The 19,409-nt window shown below is 52.5% G+C and carries 19 protein-coding genes and 2 pseudogenes; 6 read left to right on the forward strand and 15 right to left on the reverse strand.

Annotation, left to right across the window (positions count from 1 at the left end):
• Positions 1–34: 34 nt before the first annotated feature.
• The 9 genes from DT73_RS24935 to DT73_RS24975 form a co-directional block, all read right to left on the reverse strand.
• Positions 35–523 carry a DUF2878 domain-containing protein gene (locus tag DT73_RS24935; RefSeq protein WP_036116699.1) on the reverse strand — a complete coding sequence of 163 codons (489 nt, stop codon included), beginning with the start codon at positions 521–523 and terminating at the stop codon, positions 35–37.
• Positions 520–1,740 carry a cyclopropane-fatty-acyl-phospholipid synthase family protein gene (locus DT73_RS24940; RefSeq protein ID WP_036116701.1) on the reverse strand — a complete coding sequence of 407 codons (1,221 nt, stop codon included), beginning with the start codon at positions 1,738–1,740 and terminating at the stop codon, positions 520–522. The genes DT73_RS24935 and DT73_RS24940 overlap by 4 nt, the downstream gene beginning before the upstream one ends.
• Complete coding sequence (locus DT73_RS24945; RefSeq protein ID WP_036116703.1) at positions 1,737–2,459, reverse strand: DUF1365 domain-containing protein; 723 nt, start codon at positions 2,457–2,459, stop codon at positions 1,737–1,739. Before DT73_RS24945 ends, DT73_RS24940 begins: the two co-directional genes overlap by 4 nt.
• Positions 2,452–3,723 carry an NAD(P)/FAD-dependent oxidoreductase gene (locus tag DT73_RS24950; RefSeq protein WP_036116705.1) on the reverse strand — a complete coding sequence of 424 codons (1,272 nt, stop codon included), beginning with the start codon at positions 3,721–3,723 and terminating at the stop codon, positions 2,452–2,454. Before DT73_RS24950 ends, DT73_RS24945 begins: the two co-directional genes overlap by 8 nt.
• Entirely contained in the window at positions 3,720–4,439 is a 720-nt protein-coding gene (locus DT73_RS24955; protein WP_036116706.1) for an SDR family NAD(P)-dependent oxidoreductase, read from the reverse strand. The genes DT73_RS24950 and DT73_RS24955 overlap by 4 nt, the downstream gene beginning before the upstream one ends.
• Positions 4,436–4,870, reverse strand: a complete 435-nt coding sequence (locus DT73_RS24960) for a nuclear transport factor 2 family protein (RefSeq protein WP_036116708.1) — start codon at positions 4,868–4,870, stop codon at positions 4,436–4,438. Before DT73_RS24960 ends, DT73_RS24955 begins: the two co-directional genes overlap by 4 nt.
• Before the next feature lie 267 nt (positions 4,871–5,137).
• Complete coding sequence (locus tag DT73_RS24965) at positions 5,138–5,866, reverse strand: MerR family transcriptional regulator (protein WP_036116710.1); 729 nt, start codon at positions 5,864–5,866, stop codon at positions 5,138–5,140.
• 139 nt (positions 5,867–6,005) lie between these two features.
• Complete coding sequence (locus tag DT73_RS24970; protein ID WP_036116712.1) at positions 6,006–7,034, reverse strand: alpha/beta hydrolase; 1,029 nt, start codon at positions 7,032–7,034, stop codon at positions 6,006–6,008.
• 13 nt (positions 7,035–7,047) lie between these two features.
• Positions 7,048–8,268, reverse strand: coding sequence for an MFS transporter (locus tag DT73_RS24975; RefSeq protein ID WP_051691542.1), 1,221 nt, complete (start codon positions 8,266–8,268; stop codon positions 7,048–7,050).
• Between the two features lie 217 nt (positions 8,269–8,485).
• Here DT73_RS24975 and DT73_RS24980 point away from each other — a divergent pair, with 217 nt between their 5' ends.
• Complete coding sequence (locus DT73_RS24980; RefSeq protein ID WP_036116714.1) at positions 8,486–9,373, forward strand: LysR family transcriptional regulator; 888 nt, start codon at positions 8,486–8,488, stop codon at positions 9,371–9,373.
• Positions 9,374–9,457: 84 nt separating this feature from the next.
• Here the strand turns inward: DT73_RS24980 and DT73_RS24985 are convergent, their stop codons facing one another.
• The gene (locus DT73_RS24985; RefSeq protein WP_036116743.1) at positions 9,458–10,495 is read right to left on the reverse strand and encodes a S66 peptidase family protein; all 1,038 of its coding nucleotides are present in this window, start codon (positions 10,493–10,495) and stop codon (positions 9,458–9,460) included.
• Positions 10,496–10,771: 276 nt separating this feature from the next.
• On the opposite strand from DT73_RS24985, the gene DT73_RS24990 reads away from it, so the two are divergent.
• The 4 genes from DT73_RS24990 (at position 10,772) to DT73_RS25005 (ending at position 14,259) form a co-directional block, all read left to right on the forward strand.
• The gene (locus DT73_RS24990; protein WP_051691545.1) at positions 10,772–11,338 is read left to right on the forward strand and encodes a murein L,D-transpeptidase family protein; all 567 of its coding nucleotides are present in this window, start codon (positions 10,772–10,774) and stop codon (positions 11,336–11,338) included.
• 581 nt (positions 11,339–11,919) lie between these two features.
• The gene (locus DT73_RS24995) at positions 11,920–13,197 is read left to right on the forward strand and encodes an OprD family outer membrane porin (RefSeq protein WP_036116716.1); all 1,278 of its coding nucleotides are present in this window, start codon (positions 11,920–11,922) and stop codon (positions 13,195–13,197) included.
• 267 nt (positions 13,198–13,464) lie between these two features.
• Complete coding sequence (locus DT73_RS25000) at positions 13,465–13,734, forward strand: DUF1778 domain-containing protein (protein ID WP_036116718.1); 270 nt, start codon at positions 13,465–13,467, stop codon at positions 13,732–13,734.
• A gap of 24 nt (positions 13,735–13,758) precedes the next feature.
• Complete coding sequence (locus DT73_RS25005; protein ID WP_036116748.1) at positions 13,759–14,259, forward strand: GNAT family N-acetyltransferase; 501 nt, start codon at positions 13,759–13,761, stop codon at positions 14,257–14,259.
• 594 nt (positions 14,260–14,853) lie between these two features.
• Here DT73_RS25005 and DT73_RS25010 read toward each other — a convergent pair.
• Positions 14,854–15,687: a YiiX/YebB-like N1pC/P60 family cysteine hydrolase gene (locus DT73_RS25010; protein ID WP_036116720.1), complete on the reverse strand. Its 834-nt coding sequence runs from the start codon at positions 15,685–15,687 to the stop codon at positions 14,854–14,856.
• Positions 15,688–15,791: 104 nt separating this feature from the next.
• Here DT73_RS25010 and DT73_RS26910 point away from each other — a divergent pair.
• Positions 15,792–15,961, forward strand: a pseudogene (locus DT73_RS26910) (IS630 family transposase); the annotation flags it as partial.
• Positions 15,962–16,277: 316 nt separating this feature from the next.
• On the opposite strand, the pseudogene DT73_RS25015 reads toward DT73_RS26910, so the two are convergent.
• The 4 genes and pseudogenes from DT73_RS25015 to DT73_RS25030 form a co-directional block, all read right to left on the reverse strand.
• Positions 16,278–18,620, reverse strand: a pseudogene (locus tag DT73_RS25015) (primase-like DNA-binding domain-containing protein).
• A 13-nt stretch (positions 18,621–18,633) separates the two neighbouring features.
• Positions 18,634–18,954 carry a DUF5375 domain-containing protein gene (locus tag DT73_RS25020; RefSeq protein ID WP_036116722.1) on the reverse strand — a complete coding sequence of 107 codons (321 nt, stop codon included), beginning with the start codon at positions 18,952–18,954 and terminating at the stop codon, positions 18,634–18,636.
• Entirely contained in the window at positions 18,951–19,178 is a 228-nt protein-coding gene (locus tag DT73_RS25025) for a hypothetical protein (protein ID WP_036111040.1), read from the reverse strand. The genes DT73_RS25020 and DT73_RS25025 overlap by 4 nt, the downstream gene beginning before the upstream one ends.
• Positions 19,175–19,409, reverse strand: a 235-nt coding sequence (locus DT73_RS25030; protein WP_036116750.1) for a host cell division inhibitor Icd-like protein, incomplete at its 5' end; no start/stop codon positions are given. The genes DT73_RS25030 and DT73_RS25025, both read right to left, overlap by 4 nt.

The raw sequence follows: 19,409 nt of genomic DNA on the forward strand, positions 1-19,409 counted from the left end.
GTATTCAGCCGGTTGTTTCTCACTTGTATGCTGTTCATACCCGGCTCCGGTGCAGTAACCCGCACGATAACAGTGCCAGGCAGGCCCAGCCGGTGGACAGCCAGGCTAAGGCCTGCCAGACAGACTCATGGAAGTTCATTGCGCCCAGGTAAGCACCCAGTAAATAAGCCAGTGGGCCACCAGTGGCCGCGAGCAGAACCAGCAACCAGGGCGGCACTGCACGGCTGCGTGCCACTACCGCCCACACGCAGGAAAACATCAGCCATAAAGCCACCATCCATAAGGGCACTGGTTCACCGCCCTGAAAGGCGATTCGCCCGGCCAGCACATGGAACGTGTCTAGGCCACACCCCACCAGAGCAATAACCAGCGCATGACGCCGTGTTCCGGGTGGCAACATGAAATACACCACCAGTGCCAGGCCCAGCCACAACAAAATGCCGCGTTCGCGGAACAGCACAACCAGCGTCCAGTAGATGTCGAACGCGATTGCCGCCAGCCCGGTACGCAGCAGGCTGTTCATACCCGCTCCGCAGTGAGTTGCACCGCACTTATCGTGCGGGCGTTAAAACCGGCTTCGCAGTAGCCGAGGTAATACAGCCACATGCGGCGAAAACGCGCATCAAACCCCATGGTTTCTATTTGTGGCCAGGCCTGTAAGAAACGCTGGCGCCAGTGGGCCAGGGTACGGGCATAATCTGGCCCCATATCAAACACATTGCGCACAACGAAATCGGTGTGGCGGGTCATCAACTGGCTCATGGCGGTGAGGCTTGGCAGGAAGCCGCCGGGGAAGATATAGCGCTGAATAAAGTCCACGCTGTTGCTGTAATCCTGGTAGCGCTGGTCCTGAATCGTAATGGCCTGAAGCACCATTTTGCCGCCCGGGCGCAGGCGTTGCTGGCAGGTAGTGAAAAAGTGCGGTAACCAGGCTTTGCCCACTGCTTCTATCATTTCCACCGAGACAATTTTGTCGAACAGGCCCGCAAGGTCACGGTAGTCGCTCAGTAATACGGTGACTTGTTCCTGCAACCCGGCAGCATTAATACGTGCCTGTGCGTAATCGTACTGCTCGCGGGATAACGTGGTGGTGGTAACCCTGCAGCCATAGTGGCGGGCGGCATATTCTGCCAGTGCTCCCCAGCCAGTACCGATTTCCAGCAGGTGGTCATCGCCAGTAAGCGCCAGTTGTTCACACAGGCGCTGCATTTTGGCGGCCTGTGCGCTTTCCAAATCCTGGTCTGGTGCCTGGAACAGTGCGCTGGAATACAGCAGGTCGCGGTCAAGAAATGCGCTGTAGAATGGATTGCCCAGGTCGTAGTGCGCGGCAATATTCTTGCGTGCCTGGCGGCGATGGTTGCGGCGCAGCCAGTGGCGCAGGCGTTCTGCTGGCAGGCTCAGCCAGCGAAAACCGGTTTCCAGTTTGCCCAGCACTTTGCTGTTCAGCGCCACCACCTGTAACACCTGTGTCAGGTTAGGGGAATCCCATTCGCCGTCCATCCAGGTTTCGGCGGCTGCCATACTGCCCCCGGTTAATATTCGCCAGTAAAGGCGGGGAGACTGAACGTGTACTTCCGCCCTGAGTGGTGCATGGGTATCGCCAAACTGGCGATACTGTGAACCTTCGTGTATTACCAGGCAGCCGTGTTTTAACTCAGCCAGTAACCGGAACAACGCCTTGCGGGCCAACCGGCTGTTATGAGGCAAACTGGATTCAAGGGCGTAAACAGGGTCGGTCATGAGCGGGGCCTCCGGTTTGCCGGGTGCGAATGAACCGGCACTCGTTTTAACAACAGCAACAGCGCCTGCCAGTAAATTGCGGCGACAGTTTTCACCGTCATCAGCGGGATTTTAATTAACAGACGGCGAAGGTTTTTGCGGGTAAGCGGGCAGCGGGCCAGCGTTAATGTGGCATCGAAAACCTTTGTTTGCTGGTGGTTTTCAATGTGCATATGCAGTGTTTTACCGGGCGTGTTAAAGCGCCAGTGGTACACCATTTCCATAGGGTTGAAGGGCGAAACATGGAAAGCTTTATCAACCGGTTGGGTGTTGACGGCATCAATTGCGTAGTAATGGCGTTCGTTCCACGGGGTGTTGCGCACTTCAGCAAGGATCCAGCGCAGTTCACCCTGTTCATTATGGCAGTAGTAAAAATTGACCGGGTTAAAATGAAAACCGAAATAGCGCAACTGGGTTAACAGCATCACTTTGCCATTCAGCCGTTCGCCAGTCAGTGTGGCGAGCCTGCCCAGTACGTTTTGCCGCAAAGGTGCGCCCAGTGGGTAATCGCGAGTATAAAACGAGGCTGCTCCCCAGCGGTTAAGCCGGATGCCGGCATCGGGTAGTTGCGCCAGCTCATCGAGGTCAATCCAGGCCATAAATACCTGGTAGCTGAAGTGATGCTGGCGTGGTTGCCAGCGGCGGTGGCGTAATACGCCATGGTACAGGCAGCTATTCATGGCGCCCCCCTGTGGCGGCAATTCCTGCCACTACGTCGAGCGCGCTTCGCACACCATCTTCATGAAAACCGTTGTACCAGTAAGCACCGCAAAACCAGCTGTGTTGCTGGCCGTTAATTTCCCCCCGGCGTGCCTGTGCCTGCCAGCTTTGTGGGTTAAATACCGGGTGTTCATAGCTAAAACGCCGCCACACAAGGTTTTCATCAATAGGCTCTGGCGGGTTGAGGGTGACGCAGAACAGTGGGCTGCCCTTTGGCAACCCTTGCAGAATATTCATGTTGTAAGTTACACAGGCCCGGGTGTGTTCAGCATTGTTGTTGCTCAGGCGGTAATTCCAGCTGGCCCAGGCGCGCTCGCGGTCTGGTAACCAGCGCCGGTCACGGTGCAGGATCACGTCGTTTTGCTGCCAGCCAATCGCGCCCAACACCTGTTGCTCTGCCGGGGTTGGGTTACCCAGCATTGCCAGAGCCTGGTTTGCATGGCAGGCGAAAATAACCTGGTCGAAATGCGCCAGTGCGCCGTTCGCCGCAATCTCCACGCTGCCCGGGTGGCGTGTGACCTGTTCAACAGGCGTGTTACTGCGGATTTCCAGGCGGCCGGCAAGGCGTGTTGTGATGGCGCGAATATATTCACGGGAACCACCAGGCACGACATACCACTGGGGGCGCTGGGTAATATCCAGCAGGCCATGGTTGTTAAAGAATTGCAGGAACAGCGCCAGGGGAAAACGGCGCATTTCCTGTAGTGAAGACGACCAGATAGCCGCGCCCATGGGCAGAATGTAATGCCGGGCAAAAAATGCATTGAACCGGTGGCGTTCCAGAAAGGTTTGCAGGGTGTCACCATCGCCAACGGGCTGGTGGAGCGCAGATTTCGCCAGGCGGTTAAAGCGCATGATTTCTGCCAGCAAATGCCAGAAGCGGGGGTTGAGAAGATTAGTGCGCTGAGCAAACAGGGAGGCCAGTGTGTGCCCGTTATACTCCAGCCCGGTAATGGGGTTGTGCACCGAAAAACTCATTTCTGTTTTCTGGCCCTGGATGCCCAGCTCGCTCAACAGCCCCATAAAACGCGGGTAGGTGCGGTCATTGTAAACAATAAAGCCAGTATCAATGGCCCAGGAGCCCTGGTGCGTGTCTACATCGACTGTGGCGGTATGCCCACCCAGTGTGGGGCTGGCTTCAAACAAGGTGACCTGGTGGTGCCCGGCAAGACGCCAGGCGCAGGTTAACCCGGTAATGCCGCTACCGATAATGGCGATATTCATGGTCGCACCATCCTGCGTAATAAAACGTGTTGTACGCAGGCGGGGAGTAACCCCAGAGCGCGTAAAAGAAAACTGAACCCACCGGGGAAGGCGATATGGTTGTGGTTTTTTGCCAGCCCGTGGCGAATGGCTTTCACGGCCTGGCCAACACTCACCTGGCCTGGCATAGCGAAGTCGTTGCGGCGGGTAAGTGGTGTATCGACAAAACCGGGGGAAACCAGGGTTACTGAAATACCTTTGGGTTCCCAGTCCAGCCGCAGGCTGTTGGCAAACCAGGTGAGCGCAGCTTTTGAAGCGCCATAAGCTTCTGCGCGTGGGAAGGGCAGCCAGTGGGCCATCGAACTGACCAGCACCACACGGCTGCCGGGTTGTAGCTGTGTTTGCAGTGCCGCCAGGCAGTTTACCGGGCCGAGAAAATTGGTGTGCATCACGCGGCTCACCAGACTGGCATCGACACGACCATGGTCAAGGTATTCGCAGGTTCCGGCACACAGAACGGCGACATCCACCTGGCAATTGAGCAGTGCCTGCTGGCAGGCGTGGGCATCGGTGATATCAAACTGGCGTGTGGTGATATTGGCGCTGTAACTTGCCAGTGCACCCAGCCGGGCCTGATCGCGCCCACAGGCGATAACCTGTACGCCATCATCCGCCCAGGCTTTTGCCAGCCCTTCGCCAATGCCCGAGCTGGCGCCGGTTACCAGCACCCGTTTCATGATGCCACCCGCTGTTTTATATGCCGCACCGCGTAACCCAGCAGCGGGATGTGTTCGTAGACCATACTGCCGGCGTCGTAGTAGTCCTGCTGCCAGGCAATGCGCCCTTCACGCACGAACAAAATGGAGCAACCGGCTAATGCCAGCGGTTCACCGCCCTGAAGTTTGGGGTGTGCCCAGTGCATCACCCAACTGAGTGCCGCGCGGTCGCCCTCGCACAGTGGCTGGTCTACATCGAACCAGCAACGGGTCACGTTGCTGAGCAGGTGGTCAAAGTAGTGTTCTATTGCACAGAGGCCCTGGTGTTGGCCAAAAGGGTCGATAAGCCGGGCGTCATCGTGGTACAGCTCACGCAGTTTACTGAGCGACTGGTGGTCCAGCGCCTGGTAGAACGCGATGCAGTTTTCAATGACGGAGCGGGTATCGCACATAGTGTTACCTTGTTGGGTTCTTTTTCTGTAGGTGGTCTGGTATTTATAATACTTGTACAAAATTAATTTTTTGTACAAGTTTTTGTGAGGATATTTTTAATTTTGTTTATTTTTCAAATAAATATAAATAGCGATTTTGCGCGGAAAAACAGTGTTTTTTTCAGTGAGATGATGTGCAGAGCAAGAAATGACGGTGATGCAAGCCGGGTAACGGGTTTGTTGGGGGCGTTGGGGGCCGCCGCAGAGCAAAACTACGGCGGGGGATTTTTACAACAGAATGACATCCAGGGAAGCGACCTGGTCACGCCATTTTTCCAGATCTTTTTGCCGGGCCAGGGTGAGCTTACCGGTTGTGACCAGCACCCAGTGGCGCTGGGGGAACAGTGCCGGAGCCAGAATAGCTGGAGACGCAGGTAACACATCTGCCCGGCTGCCCTGGCCTGAGCGTTTCAGCGCTTCCAGCCACACTTCACAGGTGTCGGCCAGTTGCCAGCCTGCCAGCACATAGTTTTCGCCGGGTGCCTTGCGGTCACCATCGAGGCAAAAAGCGGTATACCCGATGATAATCCCGTCCAGCACTTCCCGCAGGGTCATCATAGATGCGGTATTTGCTGCAAGGCGGCTGCGCAAGGGGCGAAGTACATTGGCGACCAGTTCCGGCCTGGGGTAATCCCGCCCGGAATCAAAAATTAACTGGCGCAGTGATTCGATTTTGCCATCCTGCAGGCGTTGCAGCATGGTTTCCTGTAATGCCTGCCAGTTATTGGTCTGGCGTTTGGTCGGCCGTTCCAGCAGGGGTTTTATCTGGCTGACTGGCACACCTTTTTTAATCCAGTCGAGAATTTTCAGTGCCTGGGTTACATCATCGTCGTTGTACTGGCGGTGGCCGCCTTCAGTACGCAGCGGTTTCAGCAGACCGTAGCGGCGCTGCCAGGCACGCAATGTGGTGGCGTTAATGCCACAAAGCTGGGCGAATTCACCGATGGAGTAAGACATGGTGCGTTTCCATTCTGAGTAGTACGACGATTTATATTATGGGTAAACATCAGTTGAAGGGAAGTGGGCAGTTGGGTGTTGCGGGAAAGTCGTTGCCAGCAAGATGGGTCAGCCGGGGAGGTACCCCGGCTGTGGCAGATTATTTCAGGTTGGTTTTAAAGAACGATGCCAGTTTGGCGAAAGGAATCAGGTCGGTGCGGTCATACAGGTCTACATGCCCGGCATTTGGCACCACATACAATTCTTTCGGCTGAGCGGCACGTTTGTAAGCATCTTCGCTGAATTCACGCGAATGTGCGTGATCCCCGGTGATAAACAACATCGGGCGTGGCGAAATAGTCTCAATGTCATTGAATGGGTAGAAGTTCATGAATTTACCAATACTGCTCAGCATGGGTTTGGTGGTCAGCTCTGCCTTTTCACCTTTTGGTGTGTATTCACCGCGTGGAGTGCGGTAGAAATCATAGAACTCGCGCTGAATGGCCGGGGTATTGTCATCCAGTTTGTTTACGGTGCCGGGAATATAGGCAATTTCACCACCGGTAAATTCTTTAAAACGCTGTGCTGTCGCGGCTGCAATAATTGCTTTGCGTTGCTCAACAGTTTGGGAATGGTTCAGCCCGTTACGGGCTGCTGCGCCCATGTTGTACATACTTACTGTAGCTACCGCTTTCAGACGCGGGTCGATTTTGGCTGCGCTGATGGCAAAGCTACCACTGCCACAAATCCCCAGAACACCAATTTTCTCCGGGTCTACAAAAGACTGGGTGCTCAGGTAGTCCACTGCCGCACTGAAATCATCAGTATAAATTTCGGGTGAAATCAGATGGCCTGGTTTCCCGGCGCTTTCGCCCCAGAAGGATAAATCAATCGCCAGGGTGGCAAACCCCTGTTCCGCCAGTTTTTGGGCGTACAGGCTGGAGCTTTGCTCTTTAACTGCCCCCATGGGATGCCCGATAACAATAGCCGGGAGTTTGGTACCTGGTGTGGCGTTTTTCGGGGTGAACAGCATGCCGACCACATCCATCTGATACTGGTTTTTGAAGGTCACTTTCTCAGCATTGACCTTGTCGCTTTTGTAAAAATTGTCTGCACCGTGTGACATATCGGCTCCTGTGGCTGCGAAGGTACTGACTAGCAGCCCGAACAGCAGGGTTAACATTTTCATGGGAGATACCTTGTTATTTAATGACCGGGGATGCGGGGTGATACCCGCCAGTTTGTTGCGCTTTACGCGCGGTATAGCCTGTCAGGCTGGCGGCCAGGATTAACAGCACGCCGCTGAGGGCGAAAGTGCTTTGCCAGCCTGCGTGGTCGAAAGCCAGTCCACCCAGTGTCGAACCCGTGGCAATCGACAGTTGTACTATGGCGACCATCAGGCCACCGCCCGCTTCGGCGTTTTCTGGCAGGGTATGGGCGACCCATGTCCACCAACCAACGGGCGCGGATGTTGCCAGCAAGCCCCAGAGACCTAAAAACAACGCAACCAGCCACAAGTGATGCCCAAAACCAATTAGCAGTACGGCAATCAAAGCCATACATAATGGGATGGACAACAGTGTTGGGTAAAAGCCTTGTTTCAGTGCTGAGCCAATCAACAACGTGCCGATAAAGCCCGTCACTCCGAGAACAAGTAACAGTGTGGAAAGAACCGGCAGGCTGACATGGGTGACATTTTCCAAAAACGGACGCAAATAGGTAAACAGGGTGAACTGCCCCATGAAGAACAGCCCACATGCCGCCATTCCTGTAAGAACTAACGGGTTTTTGAGCAGCCCTAACGCAGAATGACGCGCGTTATTGTCTGGCGCTGTTGCTTTCATGGATGGCAGGCTTAGCCATTGCCAGGCAAGAGACAGCAGAGCGACCGGAACCAGGCAGAAAAAAGCGCCCCGCCAGCCAATCATACCGGCCAGAAAACTCCCCATTGGCGCAGCAATAACCGTTGCCAGCGCGTTGCCACCGTTAAAAATAGCCAGGGCTCGCGGAACCTGGTGATGTGGTACCAGGCGCATGGCACAGGCAGCGGACATTGACCAGAACCCACCAATCACTATGCCGATTAGCCCGCGGCCAACCATGTAGACTGAATAGTTGGGTGCAAATGTAATCACCATGCCGGATATCGCCATCAGTACGGTAAAACCCAGGAGAACGCTTTTGCGATCCAGGCTGGCGGTTAAGCGCGATGCTGACAGACTGGTGAGCACGGCCAGTGCGCCTGAAATAGCAATGCCCTGGCCTGCCAGCCCTTCGCTGACCTGCAGGTCATGAGCCAGCGGTGTTAACAGGCTGACTGGCATAAATTCAGAGGCCACCAGAGCAAAGACACATAAAGTCATAGCCAGTACACCGCTCCAGCAGGCGCGGTCCGGGGCTGTGTTATGTGATGTTGCTGTCATAGTGAATTACCTTTTTCATCCGTGATATTCAGGCAAGCCGGGGCCGGGCCTTTATTCACGGGAATAAAAACAAAAATAAATAGATGGATTAACTGGATAAGTGCTGTTGCGTGGTGGAAATTTTACACGGGTATCGTATGCTGACTAGCTAATGAATACTTAATACACTTATAAGGTCTGTTTATAAATTGGTTGTCGTTATGGCCTGGGAGATAAAGTGAAACGTAACCTTAATGATCTGTTGTCTTTCGTGACCGTCGCCCGGGAAGGCAGCTTTACGCGCGCTGCGGCACAATTGGGCGTAACTCAACCAGCATTAAGCCAGGCGATTACCGGTCTGGAAAACCGTATGAAAATTCGTCTGATTACCCGCACCACCCGCAGTCTTTCACTGACGGCTGCTGGTGAGCGGTTATTACAGGCAATTGGCAACCGGTTCGATGAAATTGAGTCTGAACTGGAAATGCTGACAGAATTACGCGACAAGCCAGCGGGTACGGTACGCATAACTTGTGGCCCCAATGTGTTGCAATCCATTCTGTTACCCAAACTGGCACCGTTGTTACGTGAATATCCGGATATTAATTTGGAGTTCGATGCTAACCATGGCTTCCGTAATATTGTAGCCGACCGTTTCGATGCCGGGGTGCGCCTGGGAGACACTATCGACAAAGACATGATTGCCGTACCTATTGGCCCGCCATTACGCATGGCTGCTGTGGCTTCGGCGGATTATTTTGCCAGACACCCCGCTCCGCACACCCCGCATGACCTGGTGCATCACAACTGTATTAATATGCGCCAGGCCAGTTCTGGCGGCTTATATGTGTGGGAATTTGACCAGGACTCAGGACCGGTGAATGTGCGGGTAAACGGGCAACTGACCTTTAATACTTCCGCGCATATGGTGGATGCAGCCCTGGCCGGGCTGGGTATTGCATTTTTACCTGCGGAAGAGTTTGCGCCGCATATCGAAGAGGGTCGGCTTATTCAGGTGCTTGAATCCTGGTGTGCGCCATTCCCGGGGTATTATTTGTATTACCCCAGCCGTAAACAGCCTTCACCCGCCTTCCGCTTAGTGGTGGATGCCCTGCGGGTTAGCTGACAAGCCGCATGATTTACCAATCAGTACATTCACCAGACCGGGAATAATTTCTGCGAGGGGCCCGGTTGCTTCTGGCGGGGAAGGTTACAACGCCTGGGTGATTCTGCCGCTGTCTTCCTGAAAATACACTGCCGCCAGCGCGCCATTCACCAGGGAAAGTTGCGGTGGAATATGGCCGATATCCAGGTCATACAGCACTGGCACCGGTAAGTCGCCTAACGCTGAATTTAGCGCATCCCTTTGTGACTGGTGTTCTGGTGTGCTGGCATCAGGTGCGGCGTGCCGGCCAACTAAAACCCCTGAAACCGCATGGAACCAGCCATGCAGGCGCAGGCTGTACAATGCGCGGGTCAGCTCGCATGGGTTCATTTCCACATTTTCGATGTACAGAATGACGCCCTCTTGCTGGTGTTGTTCACAGAAGCGCGGCAGGTTACCAAACCGGGTTCCGGCCAGCCGCGCCAGCGTATCCAGGCAACCGCCTGCCAGCCTCCCGTGTATTTCCAGGTTGCCATGGAGCCCGTCCAGGCGCTTCCAGCGGGTGGGTTGTGTAAGGCGAAAACCGGTTTTCGCGTCTGGGCAACCCTGGCAGGGGCCGTCCTGGTGGTATTGTGAAGCGCGATGTTCCACTTGGGTGCCTCGAGGCGCTTCGAGCACCGACCATATGCCTTGCGTGGTCTGGTCAACCTGTTGCGAGCCAAGTTCCATTAAATTCGGGCCGTGCAGTGTTGCCCAGCCTGCCAGCATAGTTAAGGGAAAATGCAGTGTGCTGAGATCTGAATAGCCGCTGAACCATTTGGGTTGGGTTTGTGAGAGCAGGGTAAAATCCAGCAATTCCAGTATTTCGATTGCCAGGTCTCCTCCCCAGGGCGGCATTACCGCGTGAATATCCGGGCGGGTGAGAAAAGACATTAACTCGCGAGCCCGCAAGGTTTTATCCGCGCTTTTGTTTTTGTAACTGGTGCGTAAGCACTCCCCTTCCAGCACAATAAAACCACGCTGCTCCAGTGCCTGTTTTGCACCATCCAGGTGTGTGTGAAGGGCTGCGGGAACACCTGTTGAAGGGGCGGTAATGGCAATTGTATCACCGGGTTTTAATGGGGCAGGAAAACGCACGGGCATAATAACAACTCCTGAACAGTGAACAGCAAACCACGTTGCCATGGGGTTCTCAGCGTGAATGGTTATTAACATACCATTCATGCCAGGGTTCAGGAGCAGTAATGGGATTATCTGCCTGAATAACGCAGAAAAATCTGCCAGACAAGCGAAGGGGAAAAGGGCAGACTGCTCCTGGTTTATGCTCACTGGCGCTGGCAATATAATCTGCGCCTGTGCATGGGCTAAAACACGCAACAGGGTTAACGTGCTGGCTTAATGGATAACAATTGTGCGCCTATGAAATTAACACGCTTTTCTTCCCCGGCTTTCCGGCTGGGAGTGATTGCCATGGTTATCGCCATCGGCTTGTTTTTCTGGACTAAAATCATGGCTCGCTGGGGCCACGATACACCACCCGCTTACCTTCCCACGCAACAACAGGCAGACCTGGTTGTTGTGAATAAAGCGGCACGCAAACTCAGTTTACTGCGCGAAGGTGTGGTGATACGTGAGTATTCCGTGTCTTTGGGGCGTGGGGCTGATGATGGCGCCAAACAACGTGAGGGCGACATGAAAACCCCGGAAGGCCACTACAACGTTGACTGGCGCAATGCCCGTTCACGCTTTTCTCTCAGCCTGCATGTTTCCTACCCGGATAACGACGATATCCAGCGGGCCAAAAGTGCCGGTTATTCCCCTGGCCATAATATTATGATCCACGGCTTACCCAATGGTTGGGGCTGGCTGGCACCTTTATTTCGCCGTATGGACTGGACCGATGGTTGTATTGCGGTAACCAACAGCGAGATGCGCGAGATCTGGGCCCGGACACCAACAGGTACTCCGGTTATTATCGAAAAATAAATAATCAGGCGGTATTGGTTATGCCGCCTGCAGATTTTACCCAATTTTTCATTGAGCTCTTTTTATTAATAACATAAGTAATAAATAATCTCGCTTTTGGGAGCCTCTTTTCATTAAGTTTTAGTGCTGAATAATACCTTGATGAAACAAAAGTGAGTGCAGCGATATCTTTATCGGTTTGTGCGATTTTTTGTGTGAAAAAGAGTGTGGTAATGTGTTTTCCTTGCTTTACTTTCCGAAATGCGTTAACAAATTTGTTTTCGTCTTATTCAGGTAGCAGCTACGCTTAATTTATTATTTTCACCACCAGAATAGCTTTGTCTTAGCGGTGTAGAAATAGCACTGAATTAGTAGTAAGTGAGCATGATGTAAAATAAGAAATATAACTGAATAATATAATCGGTATAAGAAAATACTATTTTTAAGAGAGAGATAGTTTTTTGTCGGTTTTTTTAATAAATATTGATAATGAATTGGGAGTAAGGTTTTTTTACTGCAAAGGTCTCATGTGGCGACAAATATAACTTGTTGCCATGGTGATGGTCTGTGCATTTTTATAACGAGTGGCGAGGTTGGGGATAATGCAATTAAAAGCAGTGAGTGGGTTATGTTTGGGGGTGTTTTTGTTGCCATTGGCACCGGCAGCACTGGCGGAAACACAAAGCAACATCAGTGATTGCCAGTACGGTACCAGTGGTGTGGACAGCTTTGCCGACATGTTTACCTGCGGTACGGTAAGCGGCAGTTTGCGTTCCATGTATTATTCCACGCACAACGCCTATTTTTCGAAAGGCTTTAACCAGGACACCATCAGTTACGGTGGCTTTCTGAAATTTGAAACCGCGCCATTTTATGGTGTGCGTGCCGGGGTAAGCGGTATCTTCCTGCGTGGTATTAACCACCCGGACGAAGCGCACACCATCAGCGATATTGGCGATAACCAAACCAATTTTGGTGAAGCTTATTTAAGCTGGGAGCACGATGGTTTCAAAATTACTGCGGGTGACCAGCGCCTTAATCTGCCATTTGTGGGTGATTACGACTGGCGTATTACACCTGCGCTGTTCCGTGGCGTGGATGCCAACTATGGCGACAGCACTAACTTCCTGCACGCCACTAAAATCTGGCGCTATAAACCCTGGGGCGATGACCAGTTCCTGAATACAACCAACTATACCGATGCGGATGGCACCACCAATGGTATGTGGGCCATGGGTGGCGGGCGCGGTATGCAGTGGGATAATAAATCCCTGACCGGCCAGATTTGGTATGAAGAATATGCGGATTATACTCGCCTGGTGTATGGCGAAAGCCACTTACAATTCCAGGATGCACTGTTCCAGCCAGATGTCGGCCTGCAATTTGTGCGTGGCACCAGTGCGGGTAAAGCGCTGGCAGGTGAAGTTAACAGCACGTCTTATGGCGCGCAACTGGGCTTAACCTTCACTCCTTCCCTGAGCTGGAAACTGGGTTATGACCATATCGCCGCCAGCGGTAATAGCTGGAACAATGGCTCCCTGGTTACCCCGTATGCCCATAATGCGTCTTCCGGCCCTTATTTTGCGCAGCCGTTCTTCACCAGCACCCAGGACCTGGGCAGCGGTAACGCGTATATGACCAGCCTGCATTACGTAATGAACGAAAACTTGTCACTGGGTACGCAGTATTCCTTTATGGACCTGAAACCGACCCCCGCTTCTTCCAGCATCGACCAGTCTGAATACCTGGTGTATTTCACCTGGAGTTTCACTGGCATGCTGAAAGGCCTGAGCGTAACCGACTTCGCCGGGGTACAGACTTCACCATTGTATGATTCCAGCTTCTGGCAGAACCGTTTGATTATGCAGTACGATTTCTAATCTTTCTGGTTTACTCAGCAGGCACAACGGCGCGACGGATCTCGCGCCGTTTTTTTGTGTTGAGTGCCTGGTGTTAATCAAGGTATTGCCTGTTCACCTGATTTTTTCCCAATATATTGTTGAATTTTTGGCCTGATATTCTTACTATTGATGTACGGTAAAAAACCGTACATAGTTTGTTGCCAGGAAGAGAATTGAAATCTTCAGGCTTATATTTAACGAGCAGTTGGCCGCCATGCTTTCATCATGAGTGGCCGGGGAAATACCATGCCAGCACTGAAGAAACAGCGCATCGATCTGCGTTTAAATGAATACGACAAGAACCTGATCGAAGAAGCCGCGGCAATGACTAACCAGTCTGTTTCACAGTTTATGGTTAGTACTGCCTCTGAACGGGCCGCGGAGGTGATTGAACAGCACCGCCGTATGGTCCTTAACGAGGAATCATGGAATCGGGTTATGGATGCAATCAGCAACCCGGCAGAGCCAAACGAGCGGTTAAAACGCGCGGCTAAACGTCTGCAAGACATGGAGTGAAACGTGGGCGGTTTGAAAGTAGAGATGTTCTCTGAGGATGTTGAATATGATGTAAGCCATTTCGACTGCGGAGAAGCGTATTTGAATACGTTTCTTACAGATCACTTAAAACGCCAGCATCTCAGCAAGATTTTACGGGGTTATCTGCTGGTTACACGAGATGAAAAACCTCGCGTTCTGGGGTATTACACGTTGTCTGGTAGCAGTTTTGAGAAAGCCTGCCTTCCGAGTAAAACCCAACAAAAGCGTGTGCCCTATAAAAATGTTCCGAGCGTAACCCTGGGGCGGCTGGCTATTGATAAAAGCATTCAACGCCAGGGTTGGGGTGATTTGCTTGTCACCCATGCGATGAAAGTTGTTTACCAGGCCTCACAAGCGGTAGGTATTCATGGCATGTTTGTTGAAGCATTGAATAGTAAAGCAAAGCACTTCTATCTTGAACTGGGTTTTATTCAACTCTGTGGAGAAAACGAGAATTTTCTCTTTTATCCAACTAAATCCATAGAGGAATTATTTAGGGTGTGAAGTGCTACGAGTTAGTACGCAAATATGGATGTAATTTAATGAAATTTTTTTGGTGATTTTTAGTGTGGTATTAAAATGTGACTCACTAGATGGATAATATATATCGATCTACCTGTTGATAGCGAATTATATAAATCGGACAATTTTATTTCCATCAAGCTGATGGGGAAATGAACAATATTGTGCAGGGGAAAGAATCTTCGAGGACTTGCTCGGAAGACAGATGGCGGAAGATCACAGGAGTGCTGCAATCATTATAAGTGAATGTATTTAATGGAATTTATTTTTCATGCTTCTTTTTATTATACACATACTTATACACATTTTCTTGACTGACAAACTCTCTAGGCAAAGCATCAGTGAACGATCTTATCTAAAAAACTTTTTTTGGGGAAAACTGTTCACACTGTTCACTGAACATTTTTGTTATTTATTTTCATGGTGTTATCGTGTGAACACTCGATGAACAGTGTATAGCTTGCTGTTCACCTCCGCAGACTATAGGTACAAGCGTTATAATCTGCTGTGAGGGAGGTGCGGACATTGGCTGCCTCAACAGCATGACTAGTATTGAGGTGTATTAATCAACGTCAGCTACTCTGTTTCTTCGTCCGATTTTTTTTCAAGAGGAATTTCATCCTTAGGTAAGGGCTTATTCTTCAATTTTTCAAAGGGGTATTGGATAAGGTTTCTTAGCATTCTTCCCCAATAACAAAGAAGATTTGGAATTGTCACGGATCTGGTAAGGCTATTTGTCCAAAAGCTCATGGGAGCAGTCAGGAGGTCATCACTATGCCCTTGTTTTATTCTGATTGAGTTAATTCTGTTTACAAATAATTGCTGATCGTAGCCCATCAGTTGGGTGTAATTGACAATATTTTGCTCAACTTTGGCTCCCAAGAGCAGCGAACCTGATTCTGGGTTGTCAAAATAAAAACATTTATAGTGCTGCGTAATATCTACCCAGTCGGGACTGGAGCTCACGTAATTAAATATATCGGACGGAAGTACGCTTTTAGGATTTTTATTTCCATGAGTTAATTGCATTCCCGAGTTTTCGTAAGCTTTGGCAGCAAGCTCTGAACAAAATGAGTGACGCGGGCTGGTATATATAGTATTTAGTAAACTATAGCTCTGTAGATGATGGTGTCTCAAATTTTTTTCAAGGTGCTCGGAGTTTATTTCATTGAGAGAGGAGATGTGCCGAAAAACAACAAACTCTTTGTTTTCGTTGAGGTACTCAACTAAAGGGCGCAGATGAATTCCGAGTTTTGGCATTGCATGAATCAAGCTGTAATTATAGAGGGCAATAGCTACATGATGATGCTTTGCGTTGCGTCTTGTTAGGAATGACTGCACGACAATATTTGCGCTTTTTTTGGGGCGGGAGAATAATATAATGTCGCCAGTGCACGATGGAGTTTTCATATTTTGGGGACTCTAATAGCTGCGCGGAATAGTAGATCACTTTAATGAAACTCAGCCCGGATTGTGCGATCTGACCAATCACAAACCACCAACCAGAATGAGCTATATCAATCATAACATCCATTTCGTGTGAAGAACGACCCCTGATGCAGAAAGCAATCCATAAAGCGTGCGATAAAATTATGCTCGTAGACTCACAGCCCTGCTAATGTTGCACTGTGGCGAGTGCACCAGCGGCACCCCCAGAACAATCTGCTGCGCCCGTTCATCAGTATAATGCAGGATTAATGGGGATTGGAGCGTTATTCAAACTTACAGCTCATCGTTTCCTTATACCCACCATACACAAATATACTGGTTCTTGCGGTTCGATTGTATGATTGACAGTCCGCATTTGGCACTAAGCAGTCTGATAAGTTATGAAGGAAGAAGTTTTTTTGGGAAAAACTGTTCACAGTGTTCACCCTTCATTTTTATTTATTATATTCATGGTGTTACGCTGTGAACACCTGGTGAACAGTGAACACTTTACTGTTCACTCTGGCTGATTTCAGGTAAAAAAAAGACCGGCATCAGCCGGTCAGGGTAGTTTATTTTGCGGTGGGTTCATCACACTTCGGCAGCCAGTCAGCGTTGCTTTCCTCTTTCAGTGTGAGGTTGGTCTACATGCCCTGATTTGTGCGTCGTTTGTCGTAATTCAAATACCGCTCTTTCAGCATGGACGACAGTCCTTTACCGAACATGGTCAGGCTGAGGGTGTTCTTGTAGCCGTGCGCCTCCATGTACACCAGATAGGCGTGATACAGGTACAGGCGCGGCTGACGCGGAATAATGTTGGCGTTCCCCATATACATCCCGTCAGCGTCCGGCAGGGCTTCCAGATAGCCACAAAAATCAAAGGCCGGGTCAGCATCACGCTTGATGCTCAGTGCCTCGTCCGAGTTCTGCTGTGCCTGGAGTAACGTGCGGGCGCTCATCGGGTCGCTGAACTTCTGCATCAACTGACGCACGATAACAGCCAGCTCACGGGCGATTTTGTCCTTAAGCTGCGGGTCGCGGTCTTCCGGCGCAATCTGTTCCGGGAAATGGATTATCACCCGGCGACGGGACACGCCGCCACTGCGGTCAGTGAAGCGCATCGGGTTGTTGTTCACCGCCAGAATCACTGCCGGAATATGCGTCGAGTACGGATTCTGGTATTTCGGGTCAACGGACACCGCATCGCCGCCGGTAATGGCCTTGAGCCCGGCACCGTCACCGCTCCATTTCTCCTGGTCAGGTAAGCGAATCAGCGAGAACCCCGTGAGGGATGCACGTTTGCGCGGGTCTTCCAGTGTGTCAATGTCGGCCGACGTGGCGTTATCCGCCCCGGCGAGCATGGTGGCAATTTCAGTCATAATACTTTTTCCGCTGCCACCGGGGCCGGTGACTTCGAGAAAGAGCTGCCAGTCGTAGCGGTTCGCCAGCACCATAAACAGCGCCGCCAGTATCACGTCACGTTTTTCTGGGCGGCCACCGGCGGCACGGTCGAGCCAGTGCCAGAAGTTCGGCGCATGGGTTTCCAGTGTTTCCCCGGCCACCGGCGCGGTGAAATCAACATCACACAGGGTGCGCAGCCAGTGTGATTTGTGGTGCGGGCTGAACAGGCCGGTGCCGGTATCGAGCACACCGTTACGAAAACCAATCAGGCGCCGTGAGGGCGAACTCTGCTGCGGAATAATCAGTTTCAGGGTGTCCACCACCGCGTTAATGGCGGCCGACGAGAACGGCGCGCGCAGACGCTGAAACAACCCGGCCACGTCACGGGCAAAATCCAGTGGCGGAATGATTTTCCAGATACCGTTTTCATAGCGGGACAGCAGCTGGCCGCCGGTGTCGACCGCCAGTGCCTCGCCGTAATGCTCATGCACCCGCGCCGCCTTTTCACTGGCTCTCATGGCGGTAAACTCCGCTTCACTCATGGTGTCGAACGGGCTCTGAACCGGTGGCCGGAGGGCGTCATACATGGCCTGACGCGTGGTGTCTTCACCGTGCTGTATAAATGCATCATTCCAGTCACCAAACACCGGCGGCAGGGCGACCGTCCCCTCACAGGTTTTTGCGGCCGCTGCGGCCTTGTTCTGGCCGTCACCGTTAAGGTCGCGGTCGGCGGCGAAAACTATCTGGCAGGCCGGGTACTTCTGCCGGACAAGGCTTGCCAGAGAAAGAAGGTTCACGGACGACAGCGCCACCATGACGGTTTCCCCGGTCAGGTGATGCACGGTCAGTGCCGTGGCATACCCTTCGGCAATCCACAGGCGTTTCCCGGCCTGTTTCTGGCCGTTGAAGGTATGGCATGTCCCTTTCACCTTGCCGCCTTTCAGGGTGCGTTTCTGGCCGTCTGCACTGATTAGCTGGACATTCACCAGTGCGCCGGTGTCGTCATACAGCGGCACCACCACATCACCGGCGCGGTACGGCACGCCACCGGTTTTGTGCGCCCCTGTCAGCACTGAACATTCATAATCCGGGAAGCCCTTGCCGGTCAGGTAGGCGTTGCCGGTGGCCGTGCGGGTTTTCTCCATGAGCTTTACGGCCAGCGAGGCCGCCGCTTTGCGGTCAGCTTCTGTTGTGGCTTCTGCGGCTGCTGTCATTTCCGGGGTAACCGGCGGCAGGTTACCGGTCACGGCATTCACCTTTCCGGCGGCCTCTGTCGCTGACACCCTGAACACCTTTTCAACCAGTTTCAGGCCGTCACCCGCACCGCACCGGTTGCAGTACCATGTGCCGCGCCCCTCCTGGTCATCAAAGCGGAACCGGTCACTGTGCGCATCGCCACCACAAATCGGGCAGGCCTGATGGCGGTTTTTCAGCACCTTCACGCCCAGTGCCGGGAGAATGCGCGGCCAGTGGCCGCGAGCCCGTTCTACGGATTCCGTTACGTTCATGTTCATGGTTTTGTCTCCCTCAGTGCAGTACCGGTGCGGTGATATGGCGGGCGCAGAGTTCATCCATCACGGCCAGCCCGAGAAAGGACAGCGACGGGGCGGCTTTCAGGGGGCCGGCTTCCATTAAATCTTCCAGTAAGGCACAGGCAATCTGGCGGCCTTTCTCCTCGCCGTGCTGGCGCAGGTAGAAGCCCTCCAGCTCGGCGGCAATGGCACTTTCCAGTGTGTCGAGGGTGAGCGTCGGATAACGGTGCTGGCGTTCGCACAGGGTCAGCCAGGCACAGGCCACCGCACGGCGGTACAGTGCGGCACGTAATACGGGCGGTAAGGGGTGTTTCATGCGCGAACCTCCTCAGTGAGCCAGCGTTCATTACAGCGTTCAACCACGCCGTCGAGCTGGGCGGTCATCAGGTAAATCACCGAGGTGAGTTGTAACTGCTGCGCCGGGTCACGATGTACAGTGGCGCAGTCCTGCACCTGCATAAGGTCGCTGACGAGCTGGCCGACATTGCGCATATGCTCCAGGCATTCGAGGTCGCTGACGGTAATGGTGGTATGTCTCATGCGTGCACCTCCGCAACCGGCAGACGGCCAGCGAACGAGAGGACGTAATCACGCACAAGGGAACAGCGTGCGGTGCGTTCATCACCGGCCACGGTGCGGAGCATACAGATACGGGACTGACGGTCTGCGCGACGAACGGCGGCAAACACAAAGACAAACTGCGGGTGTGACGGGGTGAGGATCGTAGCCATAAGGGCTGCCTCCATTGAGTAGCGGTTATTGCCACCACCG

It is taken from the genome of Mangrovibacter sp. MFB070 (assembly GCF_000705335.1).
In the GTDB taxonomy this organism is placed as follows: domain Bacteria; phylum Pseudomonadota; class Gammaproteobacteria; order Enterobacterales; family Enterobacteriaceae; genus Mangrovibacter; species Mangrovibacter plantisponsor.

What these genes read in the sequence shown, in the direction of transcription:
- DT73_RS24965 (WP_036116710.1), bottom strand. Translation starts at nt 5,866, where the DNA reads ATGTCTTACTCCATCGGTGAATTCGCCCAGCTTTGTGGCATTAACGCC.
- DT73_RS24940 (WP_036116701.1), bottom strand. Translation starts at nt 1,740, where the DNA reads ATGACCGACCCTGTTTACGCCCTTGAATCCAGTTTGCCTCATAACAGC.
- DT73_RS24955 (WP_036116706.1), bottom strand. Translation starts at nt 4,439, where the DNA reads ATGAAACGGGTGCTGGTAACCGGCGCCAGCTCGGGCATTGGCGAAGGG.
- DT73_RS24975 (WP_051691542.1), bottom strand. Translation starts at nt 8,268, where the DNA reads ATGACAGCAACATCACATAACACAGCCCCGGACCGCGCCTGCTGGAGC.
- DT73_RS24950 (WP_036116705.1), bottom strand. Translation starts at nt 3,723, where the DNA reads ATGAATATCGCCATTATCGGTAGCGGCATTACCGGGTTAACCTGCGCC.
- DT73_RS25005 (WP_036116748.1), top strand. Translation starts at nt 13,759, where the DNA reads ATGTTCTCTGAGGATGTTGAATATGATGTAAGCCATTTCGACTGCGGA.
- DT73_RS25020 (WP_036116722.1), bottom strand. Translation starts at nt 18,954, where the DNA reads ATGAAACACCCCTTACCGCCCGTATTACGTGCCGCACTGTACCGCCGT.
- DT73_RS24990 (WP_051691545.1), top strand. Translation starts at nt 10,772, where the DNA reads ATGAAATTAACACGCTTTTCTTCCCCGGCTTTCCGGCTGGGAGTGATT.
- DT73_RS25025 (WP_036111040.1), bottom strand. Translation starts at nt 19,178, where the DNA reads ATGAGACATACCACCATTACCGTCAGCGACCTCGAATGCCTGGAGCAT.
- DT73_RS24960 (WP_036116708.1), bottom strand. Translation starts at nt 4,870, where the DNA reads ATGTGCGATACCCGCTCCGTCATTGAAAACTGCATCGCGTTCTACCAG.
- DT73_RS25010 (WP_036116720.1), bottom strand. Translation starts at nt 15,687, where the DNA reads ATGAAAACTCCATCGTGCACTGGCGACATTATATTATTCTCCCGCCCC.
- DT73_RS24985 (WP_036116743.1), bottom strand. Translation starts at nt 10,495, where the DNA reads ATGCCCGTGCGTTTTCCTGCCCCATTAAAACCCGGTGATACAATTGCC.
- DT73_RS25000 (WP_036116718.1), top strand. Translation starts at nt 13,465, where the DNA reads ATGCCAGCACTGAAGAAACAGCGCATCGATCTGCGTTTAAATGAATAC.
- DT73_RS24945 (WP_036116703.1), bottom strand. Translation starts at nt 2,459, where the DNA reads ATGAATAGCTGCCTGTACCATGGCGTATTACGCCACCGCCGCTGGCAA.
- DT73_RS24995 (WP_036116716.1), top strand. Translation starts at nt 11,920, where the DNA reads ATGCAATTAAAAGCAGTGAGTGGGTTATGTTTGGGGGTGTTTTTGTTG.
- DT73_RS24970 (WP_036116712.1), bottom strand. Translation starts at nt 7,034, where the DNA reads ATGAAAATGTTAACCCTGCTGTTCGGGCTGCTAGTCAGTACCTTCGCA.
- DT73_RS24935 (WP_036116699.1), bottom strand. Translation starts at nt 523, where the DNA reads ATGAACAGCCTGCTGCGTACCGGGCTGGCGGCAATCGCGTTCGACATC.